We start from the raw sequence: 16,552 nt of genomic DNA, 5'->3' as shown, positions 1-16,552 counted from the left end.
CGAGAGTTCGCCGCAAGAGGGACTCTTGCTGGGGAGTTGGATAGAAGCGATATCGAAACGCTCGAAGTGTCATTTGGGCAGTTTCATCCTCACTGGACATTTTACTGCCAAGCCGCCCTAGAAGGGCGGGGTCTTAAACCCAAATTTTTTGATAATCCTCCCCTCCCCTCTCGCGAGAGGGGAGGCGAAAAAACTTAAGCGTGGCAGGTGCAACCCTTGTGACCGCAACCGCTTCCGTCAGGATGTCCCTTCGCGCAAGCCTCGCTGCAATAGTACTGACCGTCTTTTTCTACGGCTTTATCCGTGTCTACGATGCACAAGCAAGACTCACAGGCGCATTTCATTTGCGTAACGGTGGTCATGGCACTTTGTCCTCAATGCGATCGACATCTGAATAGATATTCAGATATTGTGACTGTACCACCGTCCAACGGGCGATCGCCGGACTGTCAGAAAAATTTAACTATTTCCGACCTCGGGAAGTCTCATCCGCGTCACCACGAAACTCGAGACGCCTCCAGTATGCTCCTCCTCGACCCAAAAGCTGAGTAAAATCGACCTATCTCGAACCAATGGCACGTCATTACGCTGAAGGTCAGAACCCATGAATCGCGAAACGATTCCCCAAACTGACTCGATTCAAGAATTCGCCGAATTTTGGGAAACTCACGATATCACAGAGTTTGAATACCAACTTGAAGGGGTCGATAAATCTCAATTCCACCGACTTAATTCGGGAATGGGTTCTCGAAAAGGTTCGTATCGTCGCAAAAGCAGAAAGCTGAGTTGTTGAGAGGTTTCTGAAAAGTCGATCGACTCTTCTCGAATTAACTTACGAATCACCCAAAACGCCATTTGCGGCGGAAACGCATTACCGTATAAACTGTATTGATGGTAAACCGATAAGCAATCGCAACGATCGTCTGGAAAACCCTGTATCCGAGCATACTCAATATTAGTTAACCGACGATAGCGATCGCCCACTTGGTATCGTTCGTAATGACGGCTCGTAGTTGAAGTTAGCGTCGGTGCTAAACCATCAATTCCATAAATTGTATAGCCCATTCTAGAGCCGCCTTTTTGGTTGTACAAGACTCGAACGCCGTTAATTAACTTATTGACGAAAACACTCGATTTGAGTCGTTCTAAAGTGTCTTCAGTAAAATCAAAACTCGCCTCGGGATTGGCTTCTAAAATCTCCGCTAATTTTACTAATGGCTGAACTTCAGAAAATACCGATAAATTGAGGTCGTAAAACTTCCCGTTTTGAGCAATTCCCCAGGTTTTAAATTTTCGAGTATGGCTTTCAATGGGATTCCATAAAGAGAAGTTCGTTAAAGCTGCTGATTTTTCGATCGATACTCCTGTAAAATCTTCCGAATTGGCGAGGTGAGAAACAATTCGTGAAGGATTGAACGTTCCCACAATCACAATTCGTTCTCGATTTTGCGGCAAGCCAAAATTAGCCGCGTTCAGAAGCCGCCATTCCACGAGATACCCCAACCGAGAAAGGGAATCGAGAATCGCAGCAAAATGAGAGCCGCCTTGCATTGATAACAGACGTTTGACATTTTCGAGTACGAAATATTGAGGTTGTCGCCATTTCAAAATTTTGACAATTGCCTCGAATAACGTCCCTCGCGGATCGCAAATTCCGAGTTTTTTACCTGCACTAGAAAACGGTTGACAGGGAAATCCCGCCGTCAGCAAATCGTGAGGGGGAATCTCCTCGAGAAACTGCCAAATATCCCCCTCGACAAAGTTTGATGGATGGGACTTTTGCCTGTAGACTTTGGCGGCGTTGGTGTCGATATCGTTTGCCCACACCGTTTCAATTCCCAATCGATCGCACGCCAGTCTAAATCCGCCAATTCCGGCAAATAATTCAACGGCTTTTAAAGAATCGTTCATGGTTGAATAGTCTAAATTCAAACGCGATCGATGGAAAAATCAAACGTACATTTTAACCAGTTTAACAGTTCTCACCGTCCCAACTTCTGACGAATCCGACCCACGAACAAATCCACCTCGGGAAGTCCCATCCGCGTTACCACTAACCACAGGACGTTTGCGCATTGTCGATTCTTAACACCAGATTAGAGTAAATTAGAGTAAAATATATCCTATGAGGATCTACAAGTTAATTTGGACTCCAGATCGGATCGAACATATCGCACGACACAATATTACCCCGGAAGAAGTCGAAGAAACTTGTTTTGGCGTTGCCAGAGTACAACGTGCCAAATCAGAAGGACATAATCCAGTTTATTACATTCTCGGTCAAACCGAAGCAGGACGCTATTTGTTTTGTGTTGTGATTCACTTCCCTGATGGAAATGGATATCCAGTCACCGCACGCTCGATGACTGACAAAGAAAGACAACGATACAGACAATGGAGGAACCCATGACTCGCGAAACGATTCCCCAAACTGACTCGATTCAAGAATTAGCCGAATTTTGGGAGACTCACGATCTCACGGATTTTGAAGACCAACTTGAAGAGGTTGAAGAAACTGTGTTCGATCGATCGTCTTTCATTCAAATCCAATTGCAGCCACAAGAGATTGAAGCGATCGAAAAAATAGCGCGATCGAGAAATCTCAGTTCCACCGACTTAATTCGGGAATGGGTTCTCGAAAAAGTTCGTACCGCTTAGCAACCGTGCAGTATCGTCCAAAGTTCTCACCGCCCCAACTTCTGACGAATCCGACGCACGAACAAATCCACCTCGGGAAGTCCCATCCGCGTCACCACCAAACCGAACAGTCCCAATCCCACAAAACCCGCGATCGAAAGCTCCAACAACAACAACAAAAACCCCGGTTCCACAAACACCCGCTGCATCAGCGCAAACGCGCCCCAACTGGCAAACCCCGCCACCACACTCAACAGCGTCAGCCACACCACCGGAGACGCCCATTCGCGCCAGGGAATGCCGTCAATCTTACGATCGAGCAACACCAACAATGCCACCATCGAAATAATATTGACCCCCACCGTCGCCAACACCAACCCCGGCGCACCAAACCAATTAATAAACAAATAGTCCAACAACGCATTGAGGAAAATATTCACCATACTGACGCGAAACGGCGTATCGCCGTCGCCGAGGGCGTAAAACACCCGCACCAACACATCGCGCCCCAAATACACGAACATTCCCAACCCATAGGCCATCAAAATCGCCGCCACGAACTCCGACGCCGATCGATCGAACGCATATCGTTCGTAAACCACCTGCACGATGGGCATCGCCAACGCCACCATCAACGCCCCCAAGGGCAACATCGACAACGCCGTTAAAATTAACCCCTGGCGAATTCGCAACTTTAACTCTCCCCAATGTTGCGGGTCGGACAACCGCGAAAAAATCGGCAGCATCGGCACCAAAATCGCATTGGAGAGAATCCCCAGCGGCGTCTGTACCAACAGCCCCGCATATCCCAAGGCCGACGCCGTTTGAGGAATGAACGAAGCAAACCACAAATCCGTATAAACGTTAATTTGCATCATCCCCGAAGAAAACGTCGCCGGACCCATGACTTTCATCACCTCGCGCACGCCGGGACGCCAAAACTCGAACCGCAGGCGCAGGGTTCCCAACCCTTCCCGCCACTGCACCACCACCTGCACCAACCACTGCAAAACTGCCCCGAGGAGAGTTCCCCACGCCAACACCATGCCGCCGAGGGTGGCATAGCGGGGGTCGGTGATGTTTTCCCCTAGATACAAGGCGAGAAAGCCCAAACCCCCCAGGAGGGCAACGCTGGAAAATAAAGGACTAATGGAGGGCAACCAATACATATCGGCGGCGTTCAAGGTGCCGAAGCCGATGCCAATCAGTCCCGCCAGCAACGCCATCGGTGCCATGATGCGAAACTGAGCGATGGCGATTTCGCGGATTTGCTGACCTACCTCCGTCCCCGATAATCCCGGTGCCACTAAGTCCACCAGAGGACTGGCGAAAATGACGAGGGCGATGGTTACCAATAACAACAGACCCCCGACGAGGGTGGTCATGGTTTCGATGAGGGGAACCGCGTCTTTTTTGTCCCGTTTGGCGACGACGCTAACGATCGCACTGTGAAACGGGCCGTTAATGCCCCCCAGGAGAACCAGCAGGAAGCCGGGGATGACGTAGGCATAGTTATAGGCGTCCACCGCCGGACCGACGCCAAAGGCGGCTGCGATCGCCTGTTGGCGAATCAAGCCGAACAGTTTACTAATTAAGGTGGCGGCGGCGACGATACCCGCAATAGACGCCAGCGATCGAGCAGTTTTATTTTTCTGGGTCACAAACGATACAACGGTGCGAAGTCTTCCACAACATTTAACCGCAAGAGCGTTACATCTTTGTACAATTCAGGTCGGGTCGTCGATCGATCGCGCCCGGTTTTCTCTCGTATTGCATGGAATTCCCAAGCGATCGCTCCGTCCTCCAAAAACCCAGAAATTCTCGTCATGACCGCCAATTTCGTCTATCAATATCCCCCCCTGTATTCCGGAACCCTCGTTCGCCGCTACAAACGCTTTCTCGCCGACATCGAACTCGTCAACGGCGAGATCGTCACCGCCCACTGTCCCAACACCGGGCCCATGACTGGGGTTTGCGCGTCCGCCTCTCCCGTCATGCTGTCCTACAGCGACAACGCCAAACGGAAATATCCCTTCACCTGGGAAACCATTCAAATGCGGGACGAAGGGCGGACCTGGGTGGGGATTAACACCGCCTTACCCAATCGGGTGATGAAAACGGTCTTAGAAGAGCATCGCATTCCGGAACTGGGCAATTACGAGACAGTTCGCAGCGAAGTCCGCTACGGAAGCGACAAAAAAAGCCGTATCGACTTTTTGCTTTCTGGCGGCGACGCCGAGAAACCCATTTACGTGGAAATTAAGAACACCACTTGGGCCAAAGACGGCTTGGCGTTGTTCCCCGATACCGTCACCGAACGGGGACAGAAGCATTTACGGGAGTTAACCGCCCTTGTGGAGGCGGAAGACGCCCGCTGTGTGATGCTGTACTTTATTAACCGGGGCGACTGCGATCGATTCTCGCCGGGAGACGACGCCGATCCCCAATACGGCGAGTTACTGCGTCAAGCAGTGGACGCCGGGGTGGAAGTTTTACCCTGTCGCTTCGACGTCACCCCCGACGGACTGCGGTATCTGGGACTAGCGACCCTAGAATTGTAGGGGAAATTCCCGGTAGAGATGCCCTCGCTGCGACGCCGTTCCCGGCAAAGACGTATAATCTGTTACAAAATATGCCAGGTTGTCAGTGGTAATAAAAAGCCATGCTGACGCAGGACTAGCTCGATAAACATAAGGAGTTTTTGGCGTGAAAAAGGTAGAAGCCATTATTCGACCGTTTAAGCTCGACGAAGTAAAAATTGCTTTGGTCAACGCCGGTATTGTGGGAATGACCGTCTCGGAAGTGCGGGGATTCGGTCGCCAGAAAGGTCAAACCGAGCGGTATCGCGGCTCGGAATACACCGTGGAGTTTTTACAAAAGCTCAAACTCGAAATCGTTGTGGAAGACGATCGCGTGGATATGGTGGTTGACAAGCTTTCTGCGGCGGCGCGGACTGGCGAAATCGGCGACGGGAAAATTTTCGTGTCTCCGGTGGAAACCATTGTTCGGATTCGCACGGGCGAAAAAAACCACGAAGCGATTTAGTTTCGATTTTTCGGTTTTTTCGATTGGGGCGATCGATTCGATCGCCCCGGTTTTTTGTCCTTCTTTAAATTCTCGGCTTGAGTCAGATCTGAGTCAGATCCCCGGCATCTTGGAGATGCCGGGGATCTCGCATAGGTTCGAGGATGGGCTGTTGGGTTTCGGTTCCCTTCACCCAACCTACGAAATTTTATTCAATACAAAGAACCATAAAAAATACGGAGACAAAATTTAATTTGCCTCCGTATAAAACTCTCGAAAAACTATTAGTTTTAACAGATTTTAACGCTGTCAAAACATCGATTTTCAGAGAAAAAAGCGGCTAAAAGACTTACACCTTACCGCCAGCCTGGGCGACTTCCGTAGCAAAATCGCAGCCACCTTTCTCAATGCCTTCACCGAGGACGAAACGGACGAAGCGACGCACCTGGATGTTTTCGCCCAACTGTGCCACCGTTTGTTTCACCAGTTCGTCAACCGTGATGTTTTGGTCGCGGATGTAGGGCTGTTCCAACAGAGCCAGCTCTTTCAAGCGTTTCGCAATCCGGCCTTCCACGATTTTCTCGCGGATGTTTTCCGGCTTGCTGGCCAGGTCTTCGCGACCCATTTCCACTTCCTTCTCTTTGGCGACGAAATCCGCCGGGATATCGTCAACCCGCACGTATTCCACGTTCGGACAAGCAGCGACCTGCATCGCCACGTTGCGAACCAACTCTTGGAACTCTTCGCGACGGGCCACGAAGTCCGTTTCGCAGTTGACTTCCACCAGAACGCCGACGCGGCCACCAGTGTGAATGTAGCTGCCCACCAGACCTTCAGCAGCAACGCGACCTTCTTTCTTGCCTGCCGAAGCAATGCCTTTCTGTCGAAGCCACTCCATCGCTTTGGCCATGTCACCATCGCTTTCTTTGAGGGCTTTCTTACAGTCCATCATGCCTGCGCCAGTTTTCTCGCGCAGTTCCTTTACGTCTTTTGCTGAGATTTGCGCCATTGTTGCTTCCGTTCCTCTAGTCTACGCAGAACTGCGATCGCTCGCTATTCTTCCTCTTTGCTGTCGTCTTCATCGGAGCTGGTATCGTCCGAATCGTCATCCGACACTTCAGCTTGTGCTTCTTGCACGTCAGCTTGTGCTTCTTGCACGTCAGCTTGTGCTTCTTGCACGTCTTCTTCCTCTTCGTCCTCGAAGTCTTCGACGCTGTAATCGTCGTAATCGTCCTCAGACAAAGTGTCGAGCTGGCCGTGACGACCTTCGTAAATCGCATCGGCAAGCTTGCCCAATATTAGCTTAATCGATCGAATCGCATCGTCGTTAGCCGGAATGGGAACGTCCACCGCATTCGGGTCGCAGTTGGTATCCAACAGAGACACGATGGGAATATCGAGCTTGTGGCATTCTTGAACCGCCGTGTATTCGCGGCGTTGGTCCACCATCACCACGATGTCGGGAACTTTCCGCATTCCCTTGATTCCACCAAGGTACTTCCGCAGTTTGAACAGTTCCCGACGCAGCATCGCCGCTTCTTTTTTGGGGCGAAGGTCGAGATTTCCGGATTCTTCGAGGTTTTCCAGTTCTTTGAGTCGCTCGACGCGGGTTTTAATCGTCGTCCAGTTGGTGAGCATTCCCCCCAACCAACGTTGGTTGACGTAGTAAGCTCCGCAGCGAGAGGCTTCTTGGGCGATGAGTCCGGCGGCTTGACGCTTGGTACCGACGAACAGGACTTTTTTTCCGGCTTCGGCCGCCGTCCGCAGATAGTCGTAAGCATCTTCGAGCAACTGGGCCGTTTGCACCAAGTCGATGATGTGGACGCCGTTGCGATCGGTGAAGATGTACTGCGACATCCGGGGGTTCCAGCGGCGCGTCTGGTGTCCGAAGTGAACTCCGGACTCCAGCAATTGAGCCAAAGTCACGACTGCCATATATTCTTTTCTCCTTTTTTCGGGTTCATCCTCCATCCAGTGTTTGATTTCCGCTCGGGACTTTCTCCCGAAGTGCGTTGGGAAACACCCGAAACGCTGGATGTGCGAGATTGAAATTGGACAACTTTACTAGAGTAGCATGGGAGCCGGGGAGATGAGGGGAGGATGAGATGATGAGATGATGAGGTGATGAGATGTTGCCAGAAAACGGGTATATTCTGGATTGAGATATCCGGCATCTCGAAGATGCTGGGGTTCTGGACAGAAGGGCCCGGTTTCCGCTCAATTTTTTGGGGGAAAACTCTTTTTCTCCCACCTGTATCCTTATATATCTCCTGTATTTTTTGAATTCTCTTGAACGAGCCTCTTTCTATTCTGGTTGTTGGTGGCGGTGCGGCGGGATTTTTCGGTGCGATCGCTTGTGCGACGGCGAATCCCAAAAATCCCGTGACGCTCCTCGAAGCGAGTCGCAAACCCCTGCATAAGGTTCGCATTTCTGGCGGCGGACGCTGTAATGTCACTCACGCTTGTTTTGAGGCGGTGTCGTTGGTGAAACACTATCCTCGCGGCGGTAAGGCTCTGCGCGGGGCGTTTACCCGGTTTCAACCTCGCGATACGATCGAATGGTTCGCTCAGCGTGGCGTCAAATTGAAAACGGAAGCTGACGGACGGATGTTTCCTATTACTGACGATTCGGAAACGATCGCGCAATGTTTGCTGAAGGAAGCTCGCGAAACGGGGGTTCGGTTGCGGTTGCAGTCTCCTGTGTTCTCTGTGAGTCGGGAGGAAACGGGATTTCGGGTGAGGTTGAAAAATGGCGAAACTTGCTACGGCGATCGCTTGTTACTGGCGACGGGAAGCCATCCTAAAGGATATCAATTGGCTCGGGACTTGGGACATTCGATCGAACCTCCTGTTCCCTCTCTGTTTACTTTTAATATTGACGAGCCGAGATTGCACGAACTGGCTGGCGTCTCGGTTTCCGAGGCGACGGTTCGACTTCCTGAGGCGAAACTCAGCCAGTCGGGGCCGGTGTTGGTGACGCATTGGGGATTTAGCGGACCGGCGATTTTGAAACTTTCGGCGTGGGGGGCGCGATTTTTGTTCGATCGCAACTATCGCAGTCCCCTCGTCGTCAACTGGCTTCCCCAGGAAAACCCCGAAACTCTGCGACGACATCTCCTCTCCGTCAAAACTCGGGAAACCCGGAAATCGATCGCCGCTTTTTCCCCTGTGGCGTTACCTCGGCGGTTGTGGTTGTATCATCTGACGAGAGCTGATATCGACGGAAAAAAACGCTGGGCGGAACTCTCGAAGCAAGAGATGGCGCGTTTGGTGCGTCACCTGCTGCAAGATGACTACTCTATAACGGGGAAAGGTATATTTAAAGACGAGTTCGTTACTTGTGGCGGCGTCAATTTAAAAGAGGTCAATTTCAAAACTCTCGAAAGTCGCCTCTGTCCGAATTTGTATTTCGCTGGAGAACTCCTCGACATCGATGGCGTGACGGGAGGCTTTAATTTCCAAAACGCTTGGACGACGAGTTGGCTGGCGGGGAAGGCGATGGCGTTGGGGGGATGAGGGGATGATGGGGTGATGGGGTGATGGGATGATGGGATGAGGGGATGAGGGGATGATGGGATGAGGGGATGATGAGAGCCGTAGGGTGCGTGACTTGAAAAATCGGGTGTCGATCTTGAAACCGACAAATTGTCACGCACCGCCCCCGCGTTTAAATTTTTCTGAGGGAAATGTTTGATGGATTTTAAGGGTTCGATTCTCAAATTTCCGATGTTGCTGTTGGCGGGGTTGGCGATGGGAAATCCTGCGATCGCACAATCGATCGCACAATCGACTGAAAATCCGCGTTTGACGCCTCAAGACTGCGATCGATTTGAGGTGGGGATGACGCAAGCGGCGTTCGACGAACTTCTCGAGGAGTTGGAAATCGAGGCGGAACGACAACCTGTCGCCACGGGAAACAGTCTCGTTCAGTGGGTTGATGAGGAGACGGGAGCGGTTTTAATCGCGACGTTGCGGGAAGAATTGGTGTCTGGGGTGTCGTGTTTCGGCGTGTCGCCGCAGGTGGAAGCAACCGCCGGATATACCCATCAACTCTGTTCGGAGGTGGATATGGGGATGACGTTAGCGGAAGTGCGTCAAGCTTTGGGTTCGCCGGGTGAGATGGTGGATACGGGAGATGGTCGATCGATGGGGTTGTTGTGGCGTTGGGAAGATCCCAATACCAACGAGGTGGCGATTTTGTCGTTTAGCAGCTTCGATGTGTTGGTGGGAAGTACCTGTATGGTGGAAACGCCGGAATCGGAAACGCCTGAGATGGAAGGCGACAGCGAGGAAGCTGAGGCGACGAACGCGCAGAATTAACGATTAGATATTAACGATTGGATAGAAAGGCGGGTTGAGGCGATCGCGCGATCGCCCGTTCGTTGGTAGGCTAAACGAAGAAGTTGCACGAATACCAGTAGAGCGAATCCATGACGGCGAAGGGAAAACGAGCGTTAATTACGGGTGCCAGTAGCGGTATCGGCGAAGCGACGGCGATCGCATTTGCCAAAGCCGGAATCAATCTGGCATTGTTGAGTCGATCGCCCGAAAAATTAGAGAAAGTCGCTGATACGGCACGCCACGAAGGTGTTAATGTCGAGACGCTAACTCTCGATTTGTTGGAACTCGATCGCGTTCGAGATGAAGTGTCCGCCTTTGCTGAAAAATGCGGCGGAATCGATATCCTCGTCAATAACGCGGGTATGGCCTATACGGGGAAATTGATGGATACTCCCCTCCATCATTGGCAAAAAGTTCTCGATTTGAACTTGACAAGTGCGCTAGAATGTGTTAAAGGAGTCGTTCCGGGGATGCGATCGAAAGGCAGCGGCATCATCATCAACGTAGTCTCGATCGCCGGAAAACAAGCCTTTCCCGTTTGGGGCGCGTACAGTGCCAGTAAATTCGGCTTATTGGGAATGTCCCAAGCCTTAGCCGCCGAAGAACGAGAACATGGCATTCGCGTCACCGCCTTATGTCCCGGTGCCGTGAACACGCCAATTTGGGAAACAGAAACCGTCGAGTCCGATTTCGATCGATCGAAAATGCTGACCCCCGATATCGTCGCCCAGTCCATTTTACAAATCGTTCAACTGCCCGATTCAGCGGTGGTTGAAGAACTGGTTCTGATGCCCAGCGGCGGCGCGTTTTAAGTCCGTTTAGAGTGCAGAGGGAAGAGTGTAAAGAGTCGAAGCAGGGCGAAATGTCTTGACTCTTAACTCTTCCCTGAAAGACGCACACCCTAGCGAGAGATCGATCGCCCTCAAGTCTCAAGTCTCAAGTCTCAAGTCTCAAGTCTCAAGTCTCAAGTCTCAAACTTGTCTTTACGAATTTACGGAAACCGTCAACTCAAAACCTTGCCGGGACAAACCACGCGCCCGACGCCCGCGCGGGTGCGGGAAGCGGTGTTTAATATCTGGCAGGGAGACATTCGCGGCTGTCGCTGGTTGGATTTATGTTCCGGTAGCGGCGCGATGGGGGCTGAAGCCTTGTGTCGCGGCGCGTCGCGGGTAGTAGGCATCGAACAGTTGGGAAAAGCCTGTGCGATCGTGCGGCAAAACTGGCAGCAGGTGGCGCAGCCGGAACAACAGTTTCAGGTGTTGCGAGGGGATGTAGTGAAACGGTTGTCGGCCTTGAAAGGACAGCAGTTCGATCGCATCTATTTCGATCCGCCCTATGCCAGCCATCTATACGAACCCGTTTTACAAAAACTCGTGGGCGATCGTCTCTTAGCCGACAATGGCGAGTTAGCTCTCGAGTGCGATCCCAAACGAGAGAAGGTAGCAGAACCGCCAGAACTGGAACTAATTCGCGAAAAACTCTACGGAAACACAGCCGTTCGCTTTTACCGTTGGGTGTCGGCGGAAGGGTGATGGGGAAACGTCCCCGAACCTTCCACCACCAGCCCTCACGACTAGCCGCCGAGTTGGTTACCGCGACGGTATTGCAAGTAAGCGGCTACAAACAGACCCGCCAAAGTCACGGGAATCAGTCCCAACACGATGCCAGACAGCAGAGGTTCTACCATGATTGCGCTCCTTAAATTGGAAATCTCAATTAGCAAATTTGCTAATACACTATCCTAGCAGCGGTTGACGGGAGGTGAGACAAGGAGACTCGAGAAGATACACCTCATCGCCTCATCAACTCCTCATCTCATCATCTCCCGGTTGGGGGCGGTGCGTAACCATTTCTCGGTTTCGAGTTCGACACCTGATTTTTCAACTCACGCCCCCTACAACGATTCGTGGTCAAAACAATCGGCCGGAAATGCCGAGACGCTGGCGGCTGGTATTACCGGGAATCGCACCGTCTCCGCCGGGTTCGACAGGCTCGCCGGGAGGATTAGGATCGGGATCGGGATCTTCGGGTTCCGGTTCGCCGCAGGTGTGGGACGTGCCGAGATTGGAAATTTTGCAAATAGCGTAAGCCCAGGCTTGTTGGGCGCGTTGGAAATGTTCTCCCAACCATTCGCCTTTGGCTTCCGGGTCGTTTTCGGCGACGGCTTCCACGCCATCTTTATAGTGGTCGCGATCGAGGATTTGCTCTCCTTCTTCTCGCGTCGGTTCGTCGAGGCGTTCGAGAGTGGTTTCGACTTTCTCAGCTTTGGCTTTAGCATCTTGATAGCGTTGATTGGCTTCCTGTACGTCGATGCGGTTGCGTTGCGCCAAGTTGTTCTTGGTCGAAGCAGTTTCAACATAAGACAATTCGGAAAATCGAGCGTTTCCAGTAGTGGGAGTTCCTACAAAGGTCCAACCGCGATCGCGCACTTCCACGGTGCGATCGGGACTCACCAACCGCACAACACTAAATTGATAGATGTTCATTTCCGGTTCCCCCGGAACGGGAATCGCCCCCACCGCGTCGTCGTATTCAGTTTCCAGGCGGTAGCCGTCGCCGTAGTCGATAGCAGTGATGCGATCGCGATCGTCCCGTACCACCGTCGCCGGACGGGGAACCAACGCTTCCATTCGCGTCTGTTGATATCCCGAGGGAAAGTAACGCACGAAATAGCCGCCGGGATGCAACGACCATCGCCCTTCGGGAATTTCCCGACTCCCTTCGCCGCGAGGTACAGTTCCCGTTAACACGGCGATATTCTCCAATTCTTCGTAAGTGGCGTTGGCTTGGCTGAGGCGTGCGCGGAGTTCGGCCTTGGCGTTGAGGACTCGTCGCACTTGTGGGGGTAGGTTGGCGAAGAGTTCTCGCCGCACGTCCTCGGGAATCTGTCCTAACGAACCGCCGTTGAGTTCGTCGATTTCGTCTTCGGTCAACAGGGTTCGCGCCACAGATTGGATATTCTCGTCCATGTCGCTGACGCGGGTTTGGGCGATGATGCCCCACAGGAGAATCTGAATTTGTCGCTGGGGAATATCGGGGTAGTTTGCCGACTCCCGTAAAATTTTGGTGATGAGGTCGGCGCGAGGCCCTTCGAGGGGGGCGTAGGCGTAACCGTCTCCGCCGCCGGGGCCGTGGGTTCCCGCTCGCAGACAGTAGCTTTGTAGCGTGGCTTCGTAGAGTCCTGGCGGCGCGAAATAGCTGCCGTCTGCTTGTCGATCGAGACTCGCCAGCGATCGCGCTTCGCCGAAGTCTTCGCCGTCGAGGAGAGGCATTTCTCGCCGCACATCTTCTAAACTCGTCGTCAGAGGCGGATCTTCTTCGAGGAGATCGGAAAGATCGGGAATCGGCAGCGAATCCGGTACGTCGGGGATGATGTCGGGCAAACCCAACTGAGCCAATTGGCTCGATGGTGCGGTTTGGGGAGACGCGGCGGCCTGGCGATCGCTCACTAGAGCTATGCCAGTTAAGCCGCTGGCGACTACCGTTAACCCCAGCCAGCTCAGGCTTTGTCGCAAGGATCGCATAAAAATTTCTCCGATCGAGTCTTCGGTTGGGCGGGTTTAATCTCTTCTTGCCGGCGATCGCCCCTTTCTTCGGGATGGTCGCCATCGCTACCGCCATCGTTACCCTAGCGTACTCGGACTCGCCATTTGCACAGAGCGATCGCGTCGCTTTTCCGTTTCCCCTTCTCCCGAGCGATCTGCGTCACAGGTTTTCAAACCCGGGAGTGTCAATTTATATTAAAGATGAATAAGAAGTTTGTATCACTCCGTCCGACGTTGCTCGACCGACGACTTTTGAAAACGCCCGTAATCCACCTTGATGTCGATCGCCTGATCCAGCGCGTTGCCCTGTTCGCCCTGACAGGGTTGCTCGCGATCGGACTAGCCGTTTTGGGTTTCCACCACTGGCAGATGTCCGATCCTTACGTGCGCGCCGTTCTCGCGATCGAGGGCGATGCGTCCCACGGTCGCGCCATTTTTCAGATGAACTGTTCCGGCTGTCACGGTGCCAAAGGTGACGGCTTAGTGGGGCCCAGTCTCCACGATATTTCCGCCCACAGAACCCGCGCCAGTCTCATCCGACAAGTCATCGGCGGTCAAACCCCTCCGATGCCTCAATTCCAACCTAGCCCCGAGACGATGGCGGATTTGTTGGAATATCTGGAGACGCTTTAGTTGGCGGCGTTGTCAGCAACCCTCCGACGGGGACTTCTCAACCCAGTCGAGGGGTCAGCGGCGGATTTGCCGCCAGAGAGCGCGATATTGAGCGATCGCCTCTTCGTCCGTTAGCGGTTCGATGAATTCGCTGCGCTGTAAACTCTCCGCCTCGGGCAACAAAACCGGGTTGTTTTGTAGGGCTTCGGGTAACTCAGCCCGATTTTCTGACAACAGGGCCGGAGACGCCGCTAAGGTCAACAGCGAGAGTTGACGGGCAATGCGAGCATCCCAGCAAAAATCGATCCAGCGATCGCCCGCTTGGGTAATCTGCGGGTTGTTCGTCGAAGCCTTCGCCGGACGAACCCACAAATCCGCCCAAAGGGAAGTCCCCGATTTCGGCACCACCGCCGCGATTTGTTTGCCGTACTGGGGCATGGCTAGGAGATCTCGCGACGACCCCACCGCCGCCCAAACATCGCCGATTTGCAGCGGTTGTTGGTACGCCGTGGAGGAATACAGCCGCGTTTGTTGGTGAAGCGATCGCAGTTCGGGTTCGAGGTCTTTGACGCTGGCTAAATCCTTGAGATTATAGGATTTTCCCAGTTTTTTTAAGGTTAAACCGATGGTTTGGCGGGGACTGTCGGGAAGAGCGATGCGCCCTTGCAGTTCCGAACGCCACAAGTCCCCCCAATCGCGCGGCGTCCATCCCAGAGATTTAAATTTTTCGACGTTATAAGCGATCGCCATACTTCCCCAACGATAGGGGGCCGCCCACGGGCGATCGCCCGCCATTGTATCGCTGCCGTTCTCCGCCACTTCACCGACCGTTACGAGGGATTTCCAATCGATGGGAGTGCGGGAAAGTTCCTCCCAATGAGTCCAAGCTTCGGGGTTTAAAGGGCGAATTAATTCCGCTGAAACGGCTTTAGGCAGCCAATAATCGCCGATTAACACGAGATCGGGGATGGGCGACTGAGTTGGTCGGTTTGAAAAAGGGAGCGATCGCGAATTCTCTGGAGTCGCCTCTTCTGGAGAAACCGCTTTCGCGCGAACCAACACCTCGAACAGTTCCGACAGTTGAGGCACCGACGACAAATCGATCCCCACTCCCGACTCGAGGCGGCGGCGAAATTCGCCCAACATGGGAGCGGGAACCGAATCTTTGAGGAATTTAACCGTCAGTTTGCCGCCGTTGGTACTTTGACATCCGGCGACGAGTTGACTGACACTGAGGGCGATCGCCCCCACGAGAACCGATCGACGAGAACAGGACAAATCGAACATCCCAACCACTTCACAGCATTTTTTAGCTTAGCGTCTTCCATCGCCCTCGAACGAGGTCAGATCGATGTAAGCACTGACGCCGATCGAAAGAAATGTTAAGTAAAGTTTACAACTTTATCGAAGAAACGCTGAAAGTGTCTTTCCATAGCGTTTTTTAGCAAAAGTTAAATAATCTAGAGATAAATTACTTTTTCGTATATTTGTCTTTAAAATCGACAACAAGACGAAAAAGGACGACAAGGACTTTTGTATGGACGCCCTCCAAACACATCTTCTCACGCTCGATCGTAAAATAGACGGACTCTACGAGATTATCGACCGCCTCAGTCACAAACTCTCCTCCGTAATCTCGGAAAATTCCCTCAAAACCGAGAATATCGAAGACGATCGCGATGCGATCTTGCCGGATTCAGATTTCAGCCATTACCGTTCCGATGACCTCGAAATCTTAATGGAACATAAAGATGTCCTGGTAGACAGCTCTCATTTAGAAATCGGAAATTCACAATCGGAAAGCCTCCTCAGCCCAGAAGTGCAAATTCAACGGCTAACCGCCCAACTGACGGCTGCCTACAATCGCATTGCCGCCCTTGAAGAACAACTTTTATCCCGTCAGGAAGCGGCGTATCACAGCACACATCTCGAACGAGTGCGATCGCGCGATTAAACACCACAGTCAAAAAATGGGCTTCAAAGTACGAAATGTGCGATTCGCCTCTTACCAGAAATTTTGGGTCTAAAGCCTCGCCCTTTCAGGGCGACTCTGCTATAAGGGAGAAACTGGAGCGGTATTCAACCCGTTTAAAAACCGAGCCTCTAATCGAGGCAACTGAACCTTGAAAACTAGAGTTAGTGGGTTCTGTTCGGGAAGGCTCGGGCAGGTAAAAGCTCTAAGCAACAAGTACAGAGAACCAATTTTTTCGCGGATTCTCAGGTACGGTAGGGCATACCGAAACCTCCTCTGCAATGGGGAAAACGCCTAGGGAGATAAACCCCTCTGGTATTCATTGGCAACGATGGATAGTAAGGGTTGTCAACGAACTAGGAATCCCAAACCGTGAGGTCTGGAGAATCGCCGCTCTTTTAAGGCGGCGAGTATGTCAATC

Annotated in this window: 19 protein-coding genes; 10 read left to right on the top strand and 9 right to left on the bottom strand. The window is 52.4% G+C overall.

The window, feature by feature from the left end; translation table 11 throughout:
- On the bottom strand, positions 1-73 hold a 73-nt coding region (locus ACP5D4_RS17360; protein ID WP_428012875.1), incomplete at its 3' end, for a helix-turn-helix domain-containing protein.
- 121 nt (positions 74-194) lie between these two features.
- Complete coding sequence (locus ACP5D4_RS17355) at positions 195-362, bottom strand: metallothionein (RefSeq protein WP_428012873.1); 168 nt, start codon at positions 360-362, stop codon at positions 195-197.
- 49 nt (positions 363-411) lie between these two features.
- Between ACP5D4_RS17355 and ACP5D4_RS17350 the strand changes: the two genes are divergently transcribed.
- Positions 412-552, top strand: coding sequence for a hypothetical protein (locus ACP5D4_RS17350; RefSeq protein ID WP_428012872.1), 141 nt, complete (start codon positions 412-414; stop codon positions 550-552).
- Between the two features lie 162 nt (positions 553-714).
- On the opposite strand, the gene ACP5D4_RS17345 is transcribed toward ACP5D4_RS17350, so the two are convergent.
- Positions 715-1,911 (bottom strand): DNA cytosine methyltransferase, encoded by a 1,197-nt coding sequence (locus tag ACP5D4_RS17345; protein WP_428012871.1) that lies wholly within the window; start codon positions 1,909-1,911, stop codon positions 715-717.
- Between the two features lie 495 nt (positions 1,912-2,406).
- On the opposite strand from ACP5D4_RS17345, the gene ACP5D4_RS17340 reads away from it, so the two are divergent.
- Positions 2,407-2,658 carry a CopG family antitoxin gene (locus ACP5D4_RS17340; protein WP_428012870.1) on the top strand — a complete coding sequence of 84 codons (252 nt, stop codon included), beginning with the start codon at positions 2,407-2,409 and terminating at the stop codon, positions 2,656-2,658.
- 26 nt (positions 2,659-2,684) lie between these two features.
- On the opposite strand, the gene murJ is transcribed toward ACP5D4_RS17340, so the two are convergent.
- The gene (gene murJ / locus ACP5D4_RS17335; RefSeq protein ID WP_428012869.1) at positions 2,685-4,298 is read right to left on the bottom strand and encodes a murein biosynthesis integral membrane protein MurJ; all 1,614 of its coding nucleotides are present in this window, start codon (positions 4,296-4,298) and stop codon (positions 2,685-2,687) included.
- Between the two features lie 165 nt (positions 4,299-4,463).
- Here murJ and sfsA point away from each other — a divergent pair, with 165 nt between their 5' ends.
- Both sfsA and ACP5D4_RS17325 read left to right on the top strand, forming a co-directional pair.
- Entirely contained in the window at positions 4,464-5,198 is a 735-nt protein-coding gene (sfsA, locus tag ACP5D4_RS17330; protein ID WP_428012874.1) for a DNA/RNA nuclease SfsA, read from the top strand.
- Positions 5,199-5,343: 145 nt separating this feature from the next.
- On the top strand, positions 5,344-5,682 hold the full coding sequence (locus tag ACP5D4_RS17325; protein WP_017659443.1) for a P-II family nitrogen regulator: 339 nt from the start codon (positions 5,344-5,346) through the stop codon (positions 5,680-5,682).
- A 328-nt stretch (positions 5,683-6,010) separates the two neighbouring features.
- On the opposite strand, the gene tsf is transcribed toward ACP5D4_RS17325, so the two are convergent.
- Positions 6,011-6,670 carry a translation elongation factor Ts gene (gene tsf, locus ACP5D4_RS17320; RefSeq protein ID WP_428012868.1) on the bottom strand — a complete coding sequence of 220 codons (660 nt, stop codon included), beginning with the start codon at positions 6,668-6,670 and terminating at the stop codon, positions 6,011-6,013.
- A 44-nt stretch (positions 6,671-6,714) separates the two neighbouring features.
- Complete coding sequence (gene rpsB / locus ACP5D4_RS17315; RefSeq protein ID WP_428012867.1) at positions 6,715-7,596, bottom strand: 30S ribosomal protein S2; 882 nt, start codon at positions 7,594-7,596, stop codon at positions 6,715-6,717.
- A 354-nt stretch (positions 7,597-7,950) separates the two neighbouring features.
- Here rpsB and ACP5D4_RS17310 point away from each other — a divergent pair, with 354 nt between their 5' ends.
- The 4 genes from ACP5D4_RS17310 to rsmD all read left to right on the top strand — a co-directional run bounded on the left by ACP5D4_RS17310 (position 7,951) and on the right by rsmD (position 11,534).
- Complete coding sequence (locus tag ACP5D4_RS17310) at positions 7,951-9,177, top strand: NAD(P)/FAD-dependent oxidoreductase (RefSeq protein WP_428012866.1); 1,227 nt, start codon at positions 7,951-7,953, stop codon at positions 9,175-9,177.
- A 177-nt stretch (positions 9,178-9,354) separates the two neighbouring features.
- On the top strand, positions 9,355-9,981 hold the full coding sequence (locus ACP5D4_RS17305) for a hypothetical protein (protein ID WP_428012865.1): 627 nt from the start codon (positions 9,355-9,357) through the stop codon (positions 9,979-9,981).
- Between the two features lie 110 nt (positions 9,982-10,091).
- On the top strand, positions 10,092-10,814 hold the full coding sequence (locus tag ACP5D4_RS17300; RefSeq protein WP_428012864.1) for an SDR family oxidoreductase: 723 nt from the start codon (positions 10,092-10,094) through the stop codon (positions 10,812-10,814).
- 165 nt (positions 10,815-10,979) lie between these two features.
- Complete coding sequence (gene rsmD, locus ACP5D4_RS17295) at positions 10,980-11,534, top strand: 16S rRNA (guanine(966)-N(2))-methyltransferase RsmD (protein ID WP_428012863.1); 555 nt, start codon at positions 10,980-10,982, stop codon at positions 11,532-11,534.
- A gap of 41 nt (positions 11,535-11,575) precedes the next feature.
- On the opposite strand, the gene petG is transcribed toward rsmD, so the two are convergent.
- Positions 11,576-11,689 (bottom strand): cytochrome b6-f complex subunit V, encoded by a 114-nt coding sequence (petG, locus tag ACP5D4_RS17290; RefSeq protein ID WP_428012862.1) that lies wholly within the window; start codon positions 11,687-11,689, stop codon positions 11,576-11,578.
- 223 nt (positions 11,690-11,912) lie between these two features.
- Positions 11,913-13,526: a hypothetical protein gene (locus ACP5D4_RS17285; protein ID WP_428012861.1), complete on the bottom strand. Its 1,614-nt coding sequence runs from the start codon at positions 13,524-13,526 to the stop codon at positions 11,913-11,915.
- A gap of 273 nt (positions 13,527-13,799) precedes the next feature.
- Here ACP5D4_RS17285 and ACP5D4_RS17280 point away from each other — a divergent pair, with 273 nt between their 5' ends.
- Positions 13,800-14,180: a c-type cytochrome gene (locus tag ACP5D4_RS17280; RefSeq protein ID WP_428012860.1), complete on the top strand. Its 381-nt coding sequence runs from the start codon at positions 13,800-13,802 to the stop codon at positions 14,178-14,180.
- Positions 14,181-14,234: 54 nt separating this feature from the next.
- Here the strand turns inward: ACP5D4_RS17280 and ACP5D4_RS17275 are convergent, their stop codons facing one another.
- Positions 14,235-15,437, bottom strand: coding sequence for an extracellular solute-binding protein (locus ACP5D4_RS17275; RefSeq protein WP_428012859.1), 1,203 nt, complete (start codon positions 15,435-15,437; stop codon positions 14,235-14,237).
- A gap of 259 nt (positions 15,438-15,696) precedes the next feature.
- Here ACP5D4_RS17275 and ACP5D4_RS17270 point away from each other — a divergent pair, with 259 nt between their 5' ends.
- Positions 15,697-16,113: a hypothetical protein gene (locus ACP5D4_RS17270; protein WP_428012858.1), complete on the top strand. Its 417-nt coding sequence runs from the start codon at positions 15,697-15,699 to the stop codon at positions 16,111-16,113.
- Positions 16,114-16,552: the final 439 nt, after the last annotated feature.

The sequence above is a fragment of the Baaleninema sp. genome (assembly GCF_049974805.1).
Lineage (GTDB): Bacteria > Cyanobacteriota > Cyanobacteriia > Cyanobacteriales > Geitlerinemataceae > Baaleninema.
Note: the sequence above shows the minus strand (reverse complement) of the source record. Positions and strands in the feature narration are given on the sequence as shown.

Excerpts from the sequence above, each read along its gene's own strand:
- ACP5D4_RS17355 (WP_428012873.1), bottom strand. The coding sequence starts at position 362 with ATGACCACCGTTACGCAAATGAAATGCGCCTGTGAGTCTTGCTTGTGC.
- ACP5D4_RS17345 (WP_428012871.1), bottom strand. The coding sequence starts at position 1,911 with ATGAACGATTCTTTAAAAGCCGTTGAATTATTTGCCGGAATTGGCGGA.
- ACP5D4_RS17340 (WP_428012870.1), top strand. The coding sequence starts at position 2,407 with ATGACTCGCGAAACGATTCCCCAAACTGACTCGATTCAAGAATTAGCC.
- sfsA (WP_428012874.1), top strand. The coding sequence starts at position 4,464 with ATGACCGCCAATTTCGTCTATCAATATCCCCCCCTGTATTCCGGAACC.
- tsf (WP_428012868.1), bottom strand. The coding sequence starts at position 6,670 with ATGGCGCAAATCTCAGCAAAAGACGTAAAGGAACTGCGCGAGAAAACT.
- rpsB (WP_428012867.1), bottom strand. The coding sequence starts at position 7,596 with ATGGCAGTCGTGACTTTGGCTCAATTGCTGGAGTCCGGAGTTCACTTC.
- ACP5D4_RS17305 (WP_428012865.1), top strand. The coding sequence starts at position 9,355 with ATGGATTTTAAGGGTTCGATTCTCAAATTTCCGATGTTGCTGTTGGCG.
- ACP5D4_RS17300 (WP_428012864.1), top strand. The coding sequence starts at position 10,092 with ATGACGGCGAAGGGAAAACGAGCGTTAATTACGGGTGCCAGTAGCGGT.
- petG (WP_428012862.1), bottom strand. The coding sequence starts at position 11,689 with ATGGTAGAACCTCTGCTGTCTGGCATCGTGTTGGGACTGATTCCCGTG.
- ACP5D4_RS17285 (WP_428012861.1), bottom strand. The coding sequence starts at position 13,526 with ATGCGATCCTTGCGACAAAGCCTGAGCTGGCTGGGGTTAACGGTAGTC.
- ACP5D4_RS17270 (WP_428012858.1), top strand. The coding sequence starts at position 15,697 with ATGGACGCCCTCCAAACACATCTTCTCACGCTCGATCGTAAAATAGAC.